This window comes from Streptomyces sp. NPDC029041, assembly GCF_040637515.1.
In the GTDB taxonomy this organism is placed as follows: Bacteria; Actinomycetota; Actinomycetes; order Streptomycetales; family Streptomycetaceae; genus Streptomyces.
Genome location: NZ_JBEZWO010000025.1, coordinates 13,557 through 26,875 on the forward strand (window position 1 = coordinate 13,557; position 13,319 = coordinate 26,875).

Here is a 13,319-nt window from a genome sequence, read left to right on the forward strand (position 1 = left end):
TGTGGCACGAGGATTTCAGGAGAGCCATGACCGTCAGGACCGCCGACGGCCGGTCAGCCGCCGAGAAGAGCCCCGACACAGGCCCCCGCGCCCTGGTCGTCCGGCTGATCCTCGTCACGCTGCTGATGGCCGAACTGCTCATCCAGGTCGACCAGACCATCGTCAACGTCGCGCTGCCCTTCATCCAGCGCGATCTCGGCTTCACCGAGTCCGGCCTGCCCTGGGTCGTCAACGCCTACGGCCTGCTGTACGGAGGACTGCTGCCGCTCGGCGGCCGCATCGGTGACCTCTTCGGCAGGCGCCGGGTGCTGATCACCGGCGTCACCGTGTTCACGCTGGCCTCCGTCGTCTGCGGATTCAGCACCGACCCGACGGTCATGGTGATCGCGCGGGCCGCGCAGGGCCTGGGCGGCGCGCTGACCGCCCCGGTCGTCCTGTCGCTGATCATCACCTCCTTCGAGGAGGGCCCGGCGCGGCAGCGGGCGTTCGCCCTGTGGGGCAGCACGCAGGCCGCCGGCGCTCTGTTCGGCCTGATCATCGGCGGACTGCTGACGTCGGGCCCCGGCTGGGAGTTCAGCTTCTTCGTCGCCGTCCCGATCGGCGCCGCGATCGTGGCGCTCGCCGCCACCACCATCAAGGAGAGCCGCTCCGACGAGCGGCCCTCGATCGACGTGGCGGGCGCCGCGACGTTCACCGCCGCCCTGCTGATGACCGTCTTCGCGTTCCTCGACACCCAGCGCTCGTGGGCCTCCCCGCTGCGCGGCGGCCTCCTGGTGCTCGCCGCCGTGCTGTTCGCCGTGTTCCTCGCCGTCGAACGCCGCCAGGCCCACCCGTTCCTCCCGCTGCAGGTCTTCCGGCTGCGCAACACCAGCGGCGCACTCGCCATCATGATGATCTTCGGCGCCACGCAGATGAGCTACTTCTTCTTCGTGACCCTCTACCTGCAGGAGATCCTCGGGTTCTCCGCGCTTCAGACCGGTCTCGCGTATCTGCCGCTGATCGCCACCCTGCTGGTGTTCGCCCAGATCTGCATGAAGACGGTGGCCCGCGTCGGACTGACCCGGATGCTGATCGCGGGCCTTGCGTGTCTGGGGGCCGGCATGGGCTGGCTCGGCCTCGCCGCGTCGTCGGGCAGCTTCGTCGGCACCGTCCTCGGCCCGACGATCATCTCCGGCATCGGCCTCGGCCTGACGATGATGCCGGCGGGCACGCTCGCCACCACCGGCGTCGACCCCGCCGACGCCGGTGCGGTGTCCGGGCTGTTCAACACCGCCATCCTGGTCGGCGGTTCCCTCGGCCTCGCGGTGCTGACCACGGTCACACAGGCCGTCGGCGGCCTCGACGGCACGCACGGCTATACGGTCGCGTTCCTGTCCAGCGCGGGCCTGGCCGTGGCCGCGATCCTGATCGCCGCCCTGGTCATCAAGGTCCCCGCGCGGACCGAGGCCGACGCCGCCTGACCGCCCCCGCCTCCTTCGTCCACCGGGAAGGAAACCCCATGGCCGACCCCCTGCTCGAACTGCCCGACGACTTCAGCCGCGTCCTCGCGATCGTCGCCCACCCCGACGACATCGAGTTCGGCGCCGGGCCCGCCGTCGCCCAGTGGACCGCCCAGGGACGTGAGGTGGCCTACCTCCTCGTCACGCGCGGCGAGGCCGGCATCGGTGACCTCGACCCGGCCCGCTGCGGGCCGGTGCGCGAGGCCGAACAGCGCAAGGCCGCCGCCGAACTGGGTGTGCACGAGGTCGACTTCCTCGACGGCCACTGCGACGGGACGATCGAGTACGGCCCCGGCCTGCGCCGCGACCTGGCCCGCGCCATCCGCCGGCACCGCCCGCAGCTCATCGTCACCTTCAACCACCACGACCGGTGGGCGTCCGGCGCGTGGAACACCCCCGACCACCGCGCCGTGGGCCTCGCGGCCCTGGACGCCGTCGCCGACGCGGCCAACCGCTGGATCTTCCCCGAACTGCTCGACGAAGGGCTGGAGCCCTGGCGGGCGGCCCGGGTGGCGATCGCCGGCTCGCCGCAGGCCACACACGCCGTGGCTGTCGACGACGACGCCCGCGAGCGCGCGGTGCGTTCACTCGCCGCGCACGAGCGCTATCTCGGTTCCCTCAGCGACGACCTGCCCGCCGAGCGCGCCCGGTTCATCCTCGACCACCTGCTCGCCGCCACCGCTCCCCGCTTCGGGGGCCGCAGCGGTGTCGCGTTCCAGATAGTGGGTTGAACACGCCATGACGGAGGGGACGTTCTCCTACCTCACCCACCAGCTCCGCTCCCACGCCGCGCTCCACCCCGACCGCACGGCGCTCGTCATCGACGGCCACCCCGACCTGGTCTACGGCGACTGGGACCGGCGGTCGGAGGCACTGGCCCGCGGGCTGCTCGCGGCCGGCACACCGCGGGGCACCCGGATCGGGATCTTCTTCGGGGACATGGACTGGGCCGACTACGCGGTCGCCTACCTCGGCGTGCTCAAGGCCGGTGCCACCGTCCTGCACCTGCCGGTCCGGCTGCCGGCCGGGGAACTCGGGCGGCGCGCCCTGCAGTGCGGGATGGCCGGCATCGTGCACGGCCGGACAGCCCCGCCCACGACCTCCGCCGTCACCTGGACCGGGACGCTCGACGAACTGTCCGAGCCGGGCGAAGCACCGGTGGACCTCACCCACCGGCCCGACGACGCCGCCGAGATCGTGTACTCCTCGGGCACCACGGGACTGGCCCGCGGCGTGATCGTCTCCCACCAGAACCTGGCGACGGCGGGCGGCCCGCCCTCCGTGATGGCGCACGACGAACCCACCCCCATGGTGGCGTCCGTGCACCTCGGCATCACCGCGAGCGCCACGACCGTCTCCATGGTCCTCAACGCCACCCCGACGACCCTCGTCCTCGCGCCGCCCGGCGACGCCGACCGGCTGTGCGCGCTCATCGAACGCCACGCGGCGAGCACCGTCATGATGACCCCCCACCTCGCCGTCCAGATGACCCGCGACGGCGCGCTCGGCCGGTACGACCTGACGTCCGTCACCACCGTGGCCACCGCCTCGGCGTTCCTGCACCCCCCGCTCGCCCGCGCCCTGCTGACGGCGATGCCCCGGGCCTCGGTGATCGGCGCCTACTCGGCCAGCCAGGCCAAACCCGCGGTGACCATCGGTACCTTCGACCCGGCGCGCCCCATGTCGGTCGGCCGTCCCGCCCGCGGCACCCACGTCCTCATCACCGACGAGCACGGTGCGGCGCTGCCCACGGGGCAGACCGGCCGGATCTGGCTGCGGGCCGACGGCGCGCCGCCGCGCGACCGGCTGGACGCCGGCCCCGAAGCGGACGGCGCTCCGGACGGGGGCTGGTGCGACACCGGGGACCTCGGACACGTCGACACCGAGGGCGAGCTGTATCTCTTCGACCGCGAGACCGACGCCGTGCGCACCCCGGCCGGACTCGTGTCGTCCCTCCGGGTCGAGGCGGTCCTGCTGGAGCACGAGGCGGTCGCCGACGTGGCCGTCGTCGGCACCGGGACGGCCGGCGTGGCCGCCGCGGTCGTGCCCGCGGCGGGCGCCACCCGCGACCCGGAGCTGCTGACGGCCATCCTCGCCGCCCACGCGAAGGACGGCGGCCTCGCCGCCCACGAGATCCCCGAACGGATCCTCACGGTCGACGAACTGCCGCGCAACGACCTGGGCAAGGTCGTCAAACGACTCATCCGGGACCGCTTCACGACGCCGGCCGCACCCGTGAGCCCCGCCCCGGCACCCCTCGACGCGACAGGAGCCCCGTCATGAGCACGGACACCGACATCGCCCTCCACCCGCTGTTCGCCGAGATGATCCGCTGCACCGCCGAGCGGGACCTCGACGGGCTGGTCGACCTCTACCACCCCGAGGCCGAGTGGGTCCGCTTCACCGGCACCGTGCGCGGACGCGCCGACATCCGCGCCCTGCTGAAGCGGTACTGGGAACTCGACCTCGAGCACGTGGAGATGAACGAGTTCACCCAGACCGACGACACCGTCATGATGCGCGGCACCATGAAGTGCCGCGGCGAGACGGTCGTCACCTTCGGTGTGTACGTGCTGCGCGACGGCAAGATCTGGCGCCAGTGCGGCGCCGACGAGGGCGGCACCCGGGACTGGTGGGCCTGACGGCCCGCCGCGCACCAGCCGAGCGGAGGGGCGTGGCCGACGTGCGCAGTCCCGCGCGCCTGGCCGCTCCCCTCCAGCAGTCACGCGCGTGCGCACGGCAGGTGCCGCCGTACCTCTCCATGAGTCTGAGGAGCCTTCTGCCATGAAACAGGCCAACGGCGTCGAGCGGCGCCGCTTCCTGCAGTGGAGCGCTGCCGCCACGGCCGCCGCGGGCGCCACCGCCCTGTCCGCCTGCGCCACCGAGAGCAGCGGGACCACGTCGGCCGCAGCCGGGAACCTGTTGCGGGTCGGGGCGTCGGACGCCACCGGCAGCATCGGCCTCGACCCCCGGCACGCCGGGTTCGGCGCCAGCTACATCGCCCTGTACCACCTGTACGACCAGCTGATGTACCTGAGGGGCAGCCGCTACGAAGCGGGACTGGCCGAGTCCGTCGAGCCCAACCGGGACGCCACCGAGTGGACCGTCCGCATCCGCCGGCGCGCGGTGTTCCACGACGGCTCACCGGTGCGGGCCGCGGACGTCGCCTACTCGCTGCGCACCCTGGCCAGCCCGCCGTCCACCCGCGCCAACAACTTCGCCGACCTGGACCTGGACCGGCTCAAGGCCGTCGACGCGCACACCCTGAAGGTGGGACTCAAACGCCCCCGCGGCGACTTCAGGGAAGGCATCCTCGCGGTGTTCTCCCCGGTGTTCCCCGAGGGCACGGGTGAGAAGGACTTCGCCAAGGGCGTCGGCTCCGGCCCCTACCGGCTCGAGGAGCACGACGGGAAGAACCTGCGACTGGCCGTCAACGACAGGTACTGGGACGGCACCTCGCACTTCCACCGGATCGAACTCGCCCTCATCGCCGACCCCGCCGCCCGCCTCGCCGCCCTCAAAAGCGGCCAGATCGACTACGCCTCAGGGATCTCCGCCACGGGCGCCAAGGCCGAGCGGGCCAACCGGGCGATACGGCTGCGGCGTGGCGACACGGCCAACTCCAACGCCCTGTCCTTCGCCATGAACCAGCACCTCGCCCCCTTCGACAACCCCGACGTGCGGCGCGCGGTGCGGCTGGCCGCGGACCGTACCGCGCTGGTGCGCAAGGTGCTGCTCGGCCTCGGCAGCACCGGCGAGGACCTGGTCGGCAAGGGCCTGCCCGGCTACGCGGGCGGCACCCGGGAGCGCGATGTCGCCGAGGCGAAGCGGCTGTTCGCCCGCGCCAAGGTCGACTCCCTGACGCTGCGCGCCGCCGACACCGTGCCCGGCTTCGTCACCGCGGCCAAGCTGCTCGGCCAGCAGCTCAAGGAGGCCGGCGTGGACCTGGACGTGCGGCAGGTGCCCGCCGACACGTACTACGCCGACCTCAAGGGCCTGTCCGACATCCCGTTCCAGACCTTCTACTACGCCAACCGGCCCGCCGCCGTGCACCTGTCCGCCACCACGACCGAAGGCGCGTTCTTCAACGTCACCGGCCTCGGCGAGCGGCACTGGAAGCGGCTGGGCGACGCCCAGGCCACGGTCGACGACAGCAGGCGCGAGGCCGCCTTCGCCGCCGTCCAGCGCGACCTGTTCGCCTCCGGCGGCGACCTGCTGTGGGGATTCCAGGAGCAGCTGGACGCCTGCGTACCCGGACTGTCGGGGGTGTGGTCCAGCCAGTCCACCCCGGTCTTCACCCGGGCGAGGGCCGCGTGACGTCCCTCGCGCGGCTCGCGGTCCCCGTCACCCGGCGGCTCTGCGGCGCCCTGGCCACCTTGCTGGCAGGCTCGTTCGTGCTGTTCGCCGCCGCCGAGGTGCTGCCCGGCGACGCCGCCGCGGCCGCCCTCGGCGGCTCCGCCTCGGCGGCCGACATCGCCCGTCTGCACAGCGAACTCGGCCTGGACCGGCCTCTGCTCGTGCGCTACGGCGACTGGATCGGGGCGGCGGTCACCGGCGACCTGGGACACAGCCTGGTGGACCGCCGTCCGGTCGCCGAGATCATCGCGGGGCCGCTGGCCGACACGCTGCTGCTCGCCGGGGTGTGCGCCCTGCTCACGGTCGTCCTGGCGCTCGCGATCGGGCTCGCGGCGGGGCTGCGGCCGGGCGGACTGCTGGACCGGCTGCTCTCCGGCTGTGCAGTGGCCCTGGTCTCGGTGCCCCAGTTCGTCACGGCGGGCATCCTGACGCTGGTCTTCTCCTCCTGGCTCGGTGTGCTCCCCGCCGTCTCCCTGGTGCCGTTCGGCGAACCGCTGATCGCCCACCCGGAGGCGCTGGTGCTCCCGGTGGCCGCGCTGACGCTGTTCTCCGCCGCCTGGGCCAGCCGCATGGTCCGCGCCGCCGTCGTGGACGCGGCGGCCGCCCCGCACGTCGAAGCGGCCCGCCTCGCCGGACTGCCCCCGGCCCGCGTGGTGCTGCGGCATCTGCTGCCGACCGCGGCGGGACCGTGCGCACAGGTCTTCGGCTGGCTCGCCGGAACCCTCGTCGGCGGTACGGCCGTGGTCGAGCAGGTCTTCAACTACCCGGGCCTGTCACGGGAACTGGTGGGCGCCGTGCAGCACCACGACGCGGCCGTCCTGGAAGGCATCGGACTGCTCATGGCCGCCGCGGTGGTCGGCGGCCTGCTCCTGGCCGACCTGCTGGCGATGGCAGCCGACCCGCGCCGGAGGACGGTGACATGACCGCCCCGACCCCGGCGACGACATCGCCGTCGACACCGCCGGCGCCCGGCGCCCGGGCCCGGGACCACGACGCCGCGACCCCCCGGCGCAGCTTTCGCACGGCGCTGCCGTGGCTGCTGCCCGTCGCCGTCGTCGTCCTGTTCGCCCTGGTCGGGCCGTGGCTCGCCCCGCACGACCCGGCCCGTATCACCGCCACGCCCTACGACCCCGGCGCCGGCCTGCCGCTCGGCTCGGACGGCGACGGCCGTGACGTGTGGTCCCGCTTCCTCGCCGGAGGCCGCCCGCTGGTTCTCGTCCCCCTCCTCGCCACGGCCGTCACCACCCTCCTGGGCACCGCGACCGGAGTGCTCGCCGGCTATCTCGGCGGGCGCGTCGACGCACTGCTCTCCCGCCTCGACACCCTGCTGCTCGCGCTGCCGCCGGTCCTCGTCCTGCTGGTACTGATGCACGGCTGGGGCTACCGCACGCTCACGCTGGTCACCGCGGTCGCCGTCACCGGCGTGCCCTTCGTCTCCCGCGTCGCCCGGGCCGCCACGGCACAGGTCGTGCACGCCGGATACGTCGACCAGGCCGTCGCGCTCGGCGACGGGCCCGTGGCCGTGATGGCCCGCGAGATCCTGCCCAACATCGTGCGGCCCGTCCTGGCCGATGCCGGCACCCGCCTCGCCATCGCCATCTCGCTCACCGCCGCCGCGGGCTTCCTCGGCTTCGGCCCGGACAGCCCCAACTGGGGCGCCATGATCAGCGAGAACATGGAGGGCGTGACGCTGGCGCCCTGGGGCGTGGCGGCACCGGCCCTGGGGCTCGCCGTGCTCACCGTCTCCGTCAACCTCGCCCTGGACCGGGCGATCGCGAGGTTCGTGCCATGAGCGCACTCTTCGACGCCCACGGGGCCCCGGCCGCCCCCGCGCCCCGGCAGTCCCGCCCCGGGCGGGCGCCCGGCGCGCCGCCCACCGCACCGGAGCTGATCTCCGTCACCGGCCTGACCGTGGCCGACCCCCAGGGGCGGCCCGTCCTGGACGACCTGCACCTGACCGTGCGGGCCGGCCAACGCATCGGTGTCGTGGGTGAGTCGGGATCGGGCAAGACCACCCTCGCGCTCGCCCTGCTCGGCGCGCTGCGCCCCGGACTTCGGGCCGCGGCCGGCGCGATACGCGTGGCCGGCCGGGACCCGCTCGCCCTGCGCGGCCGGGAACTGCGCCGGCTGCGGCGGGAGACCGTGGGGTATCTGCCGCAGGACCCCGCCGCCGCGCTGACCCCCACGATGCGGGTCGGCGCCCTGGTCTCGGAACTCGCCGCGGCCCGTACCCCCCGGCACATCGCCCGCACCCTGCGCGGCGTGGGACTGCCCGACGACCCCGGCTTCCTGCGTCGCTTCCCGCACGAGCTGTCCGGCGGGCAGCAACAGCGCCTCGCCCTCGGCCGGGTGCTCGCCGCCGAACCCGACGTCCTCGTCCTGGACGAGCCGACGACCGGCCTCGACGTGCTCACCCAGCGCCTCGTCCTGGACGAGGTGGCCCGGCTGGCCGCCGAACGCGAGCTGACCCTGCTGTTCATCACCCACGACCTGCCCGCGGCGGCCCGCCTGACCGACCGCCTCGCGGTCCTGCGGGCCGGCCGCGTCGTGGAGGAAGGGCCGGTCGCCTCGGTGCTGGGCCGCCCCCGCGCCGCGTACACCCGTGAACTGCTGCGCGCGGTACCGGACATCGGCGAGGCGGCGGACCGCCGCCCGGCGGCGACGGACCGCCCGGTGGCGCCGGCCGACGGCGCTGCCGAGGCCGTGCCCGTGCCCGTGCCCGTGCTGAGGGTGAGCGGGCTGCGCGCCGGACACGGGCGGGGCAGCCGACAGGTGGTGACCTCCCAGGACGTGTCGTTCCACATCGATCCGGGCGAGTGCGTGGCGCTGCTCGGCGGTTCCGGGACGGGCAAGACGACCCTGGCGCGCTGCGTCACGGGCCACCACACTCCCGACGCCGGTGTGATCGAACTGGCGGGCGCCGCGGTCCCCGGGCCGCTGCGTGGCCGCACCCTCGGCCAGCGCCGCCTCGTGCAGCTCGTGGCGCAGGACGCGAACGGCTCGCTCAATCCGCGGCGCACGGTGGGGGCGACGGTCGCCAGGCCCCTGCGCGTCCTGCGCGGACTCGACCGCCGGGCCGCGGCCGAGGAGACCGAGCGGCTGCTCCACCTGGTGGGGCTCGATCCGCAGTGGGCCGGCCGGCTGCCGCGCACCCTGTCGGGCGGCCAGCGCCAGCGGGTGGCCCTCGCACGGGCACTGGCCGCCGAGCCGCGGCTGCTGCTGTGCGACGAGGTCACCTCGAGCCTCGATGTCCGGATCCAGGCCGACATCCTCGCCCTGCTCGACGGGCTCAGAACACGGCTGGGCCTGGGGCTCCTGCTGATCAGCCATGACCTGGGCGTGATCGCCCGGATGGCGGACAGGGTCCTCGTGCTCGACGAGGGCAGGGTGTGCGAGGAGGGGCCCGTCGCCGAGGTGTTCACCGCGCCGCGGCACCGGCGGACCCGTGCGCTGCTGGACGCCGTGCCCTCGGTGCAGGGCGAGCTGGCGGGCCGCGCGCACCGGGCGCCGGCGTCGGGCCGGCCGGCCGTGGCGGTGGTGGAGGGGACATGAGAGCGCCCGGCGGTCAGAACACCGCCGGGCGACGAACACTCCGGTGCGAGGCAGGTCAGGACGTCCCGGCGAGATCGCCGGCCAGACGGCGTTCCGCCTCCTCGCGCAGCCGCAGCCGGTCCGTCTTGCCGTTGGCGTTCAGCGGCGGATCCGACAGCGCCCACAGGTGGGCGGGCAGCATGTACGGCGGCAGCCGACGGGCCAAATCCTGAGCCGTCCGGGTGGTCAGGCCGTCGGTGTCGTCCCCGATGAGGAAGGCGGCGAGGACGGGCCCGGCCGCTTCGGGCACCGTGAGCACCACGGCCTCGGCGCCCGGAGCACACGCGCGCAGGGCCTCCTCCACCTCGGACAGCTCCACCCGGTAGCCGTGGATCTTGACCTGTCCGTCGCCACGCCCGAGGTGCACCAGCGTGCCGTCGGCGGCCCGGCGTACCCGGTCGCCCGTGCGGTACCAGCGCAGCCCCTCGTGCGTGAGGAAGCGGTCCGCGTCGTTCGCGGGGTCGAGGTAGCCGTCGAACATCTGCGGCCCGGTGACGCACAGTTCACCGGTGTCGGAGCCGACCAGGCCGTCCTCGAGCAGGACATGGCGCAGACCGGCGTTCGGCTCCCCGATGGGTACGGTGCCCGAACCGGCGGCCGCCGACCAGCGGTACGCGGTGCAGGCGATGGTCAGCTCGGTGGGGCCGTAGAGGTTGTCGATGGCGGTGCCGGGCGCCGCCGCGCTCCAGTACGCGGCGCTCTCCTCGGGCAGCGGCTCACCGCAGAAGACGGTGTGGCGCACCGAGGGCAGGGTGCCCGCGGCGAGCAGGCCGCGGGTGCGCAGCGCGGCGACCAGGCTGGGCGTCGAGGTCCACACCGTGATGCCGTGATCGCGGATGTAGCGGGCCGGGTTGAGCGCCTGCAGCCGGTTGAGGACGGTCAGACAGGCCCCGCTCGACCAGGCGCACCAGATCTCGAACATCGACAGATCGAAGGTGAGTTCGTACACCTGCCCGAAGACGTCCTCCGGCCCGAAGTCGTAGCGCGGCAGGGACGCGGACAGGAAGGCGGACACGTTGCCGTGCCGGATCGGCACGCCCTTGGGGCGGCCCGTGGAGCCCGACGTGAAGAGGATGTACGCCAGCGAGTCGGGCCCCTGAGCGGGCGGCCGGTCCCCGGCCGGGTCCGGGACCACCACGGCGGTGTCCGGCGGCGTCCCGGTCCACTCCTCGCGCCGCGGCGCCAGCGTGACCACCGGCGGCGCGGCGGCGGCGACGGCGTCGAGCTGGGCGGCGCCCGCCCGGTCCACGATCAGGGCGTCGAGCCGGGCGGCCGCCGCGATGTCGCGGTTGCGGTCGAGCGGGTACTCCGGGTTGAGCGGCACGGCCGTGCAGCCCGCGTACAGCGCGGCCAGGAAGCCGAGCAGACTCTCCTCGCTCTTCGCCGCGAGCACCCCGACCCGGCGCGGCGCACGCGGCCCGCCGTGCAGTGCGGCGGCCCAGGAACGCGCGGTGCGGTCGGCTTCCGCGTAGGTCCACCGGCGGTCGTTGATGCGCAGCGCGGTGCCCTCGGGGTTGCGGGCCAGTCCGTCGAGGAACCAGTGGTGCAGCAGCTTCGTGCTGCTCATCGGCCGGTGCCCTCGGCGCTCGGTGCGAGCGAGCCGACGAGCTTCCAGACCGTGCCGGGAGTGGTGAAGTGGGCGGGCTGTACGGCGTCGTCGGGAAGCGGGGTGCCGTAGCTCTCCTCGATGGCCATGATCAGACCGACCGTCGCCATCGAGTCGAGGCCGAAGGCCGCGAGCGGCAGGTCCTCGGTGAGCGGGGCGTCGGCGTCGAGGCCGGGCAGCCGGTCCCTGAGCAGAGTCTCGAACTTCTGGTCCCACATGGGGGCGTCACCTCGTGAGGGTCGTCGGGTGGAGAGGCGGGTCAGACGCAGCGGCTCTCCAGATAGGCGCTGAGCCGGCGCTGGTCGATGATCAGGTGGGACCCGGGGGTGACGTCGACCAGACCCCGGTCGCGGAAGCCCTTGAGGAAATACCCGACGCGCGAGCGGGTGGTGCCGACCATGCCGGCCAGTTCCTCGTGGGTGATGCGCCCCGCGATGTGCGGCCGCCGCCCGTCGCCCCGGCCGAGTTTGCGGGCCAGGTCCAGCAGGATCTCGCCGAGGCGCTGCTCGCTGTCGACGGTCACCAGATGGGTGATCGACTGCTGCTGTTCGGCCAGGCGGCGGGAGAGGTGGTTGATGAAGTCGTCGACGAACCCGGCCGCGGTGATCGAGGACAGGAAGTGCTCGTAGGACATGCGGTGCACGACGCTGTCGCGCATGGCGATGGCCGACTCCTCGCGGATGCCGCCGAGGGAGCACAGCTCGCCGAAGATCTCCCCGGGCGTGTGGATGCGCAGCAGGCACTCCTTGCCGGAACGGGAGAACATGACGGTCTTGATCTGGCCGCTCTCCAGGAAGTACACGTTGCGGTCCTGGCCGCCGCAGCTGTAGGCGCTCTCGTTCCGTCTGACCGTCGCCGTGGTGGTGTGCTGCGACTGGTCACGCAGGAAGTCACGCAGCCGTACATGGAATCCGGACGGTGCGGTGACATCCAGCAGGTTCATCTGGTCTCCCGGCTCAGTCGGAGCGTGACAATCACGTAGCGACTGTATGAACCGGGCGTCGAAGAACACTTGAGGCCTGCTGCACGGCCGCCAGCGCCTCCCGCAGCGCGGTCGTCACGTCCTCCGGCGCCCCCTTGAGATAGAAGTGGTCGCCGGGGAAGACACGCAGCCGGAAGTCCCCGCTGGTCACCTCCCGCCAGCCGGCCACCGCGTGCGGGTCGGCCAGGGGGTCGGCGGCACCGGTGAAAGCGAAGACCGGGCAGGTCAGGGCCGGCCCCGGCAGCGGATCCGGCCGGTACGTCTCGTTGATCTCGTGGTCGGCGCGCAGCGGCGGCAGGAAGTGCCGCAGCAGTTCCCGCTTGCTCAGCAGTTCGGGCGGGGTGCCGCCGAGGCGGGACATCTCGGTGAGGAATTCGTCCTCGGGCAGGTCGTGCACGGGCCGCCGGTGGTCGGCGACGAAGGGGCCGCGCCGTCCGGACACGAGCAGCGCCGAAGGCGCCCTCAAGCCCCGTTCGAGCAGGGCCCGAGCGGTCTCGTAGGCGACGATGGAGCCGAGGCTGTGCCCGAACAGCACGTAGGGCACCGAGAGTTGGGGCGCCAGTTCCGCGACGAGGCCGTCGACCAGCGGGCCCATCCGGGTGTGGGGGGTTTCCCGGGCACGGCGCTCGCGGCCGGGCAGCACGACGGAGCGCACTTCGACGTCCGGCCCCAGCGCCCGCCGCCACGGGTGGAAGAAGGCGCTTCCGCCGCCCGCGTGGGCGAAGCAGAACAGGCGCAGGCCCGCCGTGGCTCCGCCCTCGTCCCGGCCGGCGGTCCTGACAGTCGTCCAAGAGCCGGACACATCGTCTCCTTGTCGCTCGTGCGGCAGCGGTCCCGGCCGTGCCGGGGGTCTGCCGCCTCCACCTCGATCACCTGCAGCTCGGCGAGCCGCAGGAAGCCGGCCACTGGCCATCACCTGCAGCTCGGCGAGCCGCAGGAAGCCGGCCACTGGCCGGGCCGACCTGTCCCGGCCGTGCCCGAGCCGCGGCTGGTGCCGGTCCCCGGCCGAGCCGCGGCGTCCGGCACGGGTTTCCCGCGTCCCCTCCGCTCGCGGGAAGCCCGCGCCGCGTCTCCGGTCCGCCGGTGTGGTCTCCCCCCGGTGCCCTGGGTCGTGTCCGCGAAGTCCCGCCTGCCCCGCGACGCCTGGCACGCTCCCCCCGAGCTCTTCGAGCAGGGGGACCCCCATGACGCCGCGGGGCCCGCCCTCCGGGCGGACGACAGGAGTTTGCGGACACGACCCAGCGGTCGCGGCGCGCCGATCCGGCCGGGGAGATGACGCGGGCTC

The 13,319-nt window shown here is 73.8% G+C and carries 12 protein-coding genes; 8 read left to right on the plus strand and 4 right to left on the minus strand.

From position 1 onward, the window contains the following. The first annotated feature begins 26 nt into the window (after window positions 1-26). From AB0F04_RS37000 to AB0F04_RS37035, 8 genes are all read left to right on the plus strand, one after another. The gene (locus AB0F04_RS37000; protein ID WP_362050571.1) at window positions 27-1,460 is read left to right on the plus strand and encodes an MFS transporter; all 1,434 of its coding nucleotides are present in this window, start codon (window positions 27-29) and stop codon (window positions 1,458-1,460) included. Between the two features lie 38 nt (window positions 1,461-1,498). Next, on the plus strand, window positions 1,499-2,230 hold the full coding sequence (locus AB0F04_RS37005) for a PIG-L family deacetylase (protein WP_362050574.1): 732 nt from the start codon (window positions 1,499-1,501) through the stop codon (window positions 2,228-2,230). 7 nt (window positions 2,231-2,237) lie between these two features. Beyond that, complete coding sequence (locus tag AB0F04_RS37010) at window positions 2,238-3,782, plus strand: class I adenylate-forming enzyme family protein (protein WP_362050577.1); 1,545 nt, start codon at window positions 2,238-2,240, stop codon at window positions 3,780-3,782. After that, on the plus strand, window positions 3,779-4,141 hold the full coding sequence (locus tag AB0F04_RS37015) for a nuclear transport factor 2 family protein (protein ID WP_362050580.1): 363 nt from the start codon (window positions 3,779-3,781) through the stop codon (window positions 4,139-4,141). Before AB0F04_RS37010 ends, AB0F04_RS37015 begins: the two co-directional genes overlap by 4 nt. Before the next feature lie 142 nt (window positions 4,142-4,283). Then, on the plus strand, window positions 4,284-5,816 hold the full coding sequence (locus AB0F04_RS37020; protein WP_362050582.1) for an ABC transporter substrate-binding protein: 1,533 nt from the start codon (window positions 4,284-4,286) through the stop codon (window positions 5,814-5,816). Beyond that, entirely contained in the window at window positions 5,813-6,778 is a 966-nt protein-coding gene (locus AB0F04_RS37025) for an ABC transporter permease (protein ID WP_362050585.1), read from the plus strand. The genes AB0F04_RS37020 and AB0F04_RS37025 overlap by 4 nt, the downstream gene beginning before the upstream one ends. Beyond that, on the plus strand, window positions 6,775-7,647 hold the full coding sequence (locus AB0F04_RS37030; protein WP_362050588.1) for an ABC transporter permease: 873 nt from the start codon (window positions 6,775-6,777) through the stop codon (window positions 7,645-7,647). The genes AB0F04_RS37025 and AB0F04_RS37030 overlap by 4 nt, the downstream gene beginning before the upstream one ends. Beyond that, window positions 7,644-9,407, plus strand: a complete 1,764-nt coding sequence (locus AB0F04_RS37035) for an ABC transporter ATP-binding protein (RefSeq protein WP_362050591.1) — start codon at window positions 7,644-7,646, stop codon at window positions 9,405-9,407. Before AB0F04_RS37030 ends, AB0F04_RS37035 begins: the two co-directional genes overlap by 4 nt. A 55-nt stretch (window positions 9,408-9,462) precedes the next feature. On the opposite strand, the gene AB0F04_RS37040 is transcribed toward AB0F04_RS37035, so the two are convergent. The 4 genes from AB0F04_RS37040 to AB0F04_RS37055 are packed head-to-tail and all read right to left on the minus strand — an operon-like array spanning window position 9,463 to window position 12,836. Beyond that, entirely contained in the window at window positions 9,463-11,013 is a 1,551-nt protein-coding gene (locus AB0F04_RS37040; RefSeq protein WP_362050594.1) for a D-alanine--poly(phosphoribitol) ligase, read from the minus strand. Continuing rightward, window positions 11,010-11,270: an acyl carrier protein gene (locus AB0F04_RS37045; RefSeq protein WP_362050597.1), complete on the minus strand. Its 261-nt coding sequence runs from the start codon at window positions 11,268-11,270 to the stop codon at window positions 11,010-11,012. Before AB0F04_RS37045 ends, AB0F04_RS37040 begins: the two co-directional genes overlap by 4 nt. Window positions 11,271-11,311: 41 nt before the next feature. After that, window positions 11,312-11,995 (minus strand): Crp/Fnr family transcriptional regulator, encoded by a 684-nt coding sequence (locus tag AB0F04_RS37050; RefSeq protein ID WP_362050600.1) that lies wholly within the window; start codon window positions 11,993-11,995, stop codon window positions 11,312-11,314. A 31-nt stretch (window positions 11,996-12,026) separates the two neighbouring features. Then, window positions 12,027-12,836, minus strand: a complete 810-nt coding sequence (locus AB0F04_RS37055; protein ID WP_362050603.1) for an alpha/beta fold hydrolase — start codon at window positions 12,834-12,836, stop codon at window positions 12,027-12,029. Between the last annotated feature and the right edge of the window lie 483 nt (window positions 12,837-13,319).

Bases quoted from the DNA above. Each gene is read 5' to 3' on its own strand.
- AB0F04_RS37000 (WP_362050571.1), top strand. From the start codon at position 27: ATGACCGTCAGGACCGCCGACGGCCGGTCAGCCGCCGAGAAGAGCCCC.
- AB0F04_RS37005 (WP_362050574.1), top strand. From the start codon at position 1,499: ATGGCCGACCCCCTGCTCGAACTGCCCGACGACTTCAGCCGCGTCCTC.
- AB0F04_RS37010 (WP_362050577.1), top strand. From the start codon at position 2,238: ATGACGGAGGGGACGTTCTCCTACCTCACCCACCAGCTCCGCTCCCAC.
- AB0F04_RS37015 (WP_362050580.1), top strand. From the start codon at position 3,779: ATGAGCACGGACACCGACATCGCCCTCCACCCGCTGTTCGCCGAGATG.
- AB0F04_RS37020 (WP_362050582.1), top strand. From the start codon at position 4,284: ATGAAACAGGCCAACGGCGTCGAGCGGCGCCGCTTCCTGCAGTGGAGC.
- AB0F04_RS37030 (WP_362050588.1), top strand. From the start codon at position 6,775: ATGACCGCCCCGACCCCGGCGACGACATCGCCGTCGACACCGCCGGCG.
- AB0F04_RS37035 (WP_362050591.1), top strand. From the start codon at position 7,644: ATGAGCGCACTCTTCGACGCCCACGGGGCCCCGGCCGCCCCCGCGCCC.
- AB0F04_RS37040 (WP_362050594.1), bottom strand. From the start codon at position 11,013: ATGAGCAGCACGAAGCTGCTGCACCACTGGTTCCTCGACGGACTGGCC.
- AB0F04_RS37045 (WP_362050597.1), bottom strand. From the start codon at position 11,270: ATGTGGGACCAGAAGTTCGAGACTCTGCTCAGGGACCGGCTGCCCGGC.
- AB0F04_RS37050 (WP_362050600.1), bottom strand. From the start codon at position 11,995: ATGAACCTGCTGGATGTCACCGCACCGTCCGGATTCCATGTACGGCTG.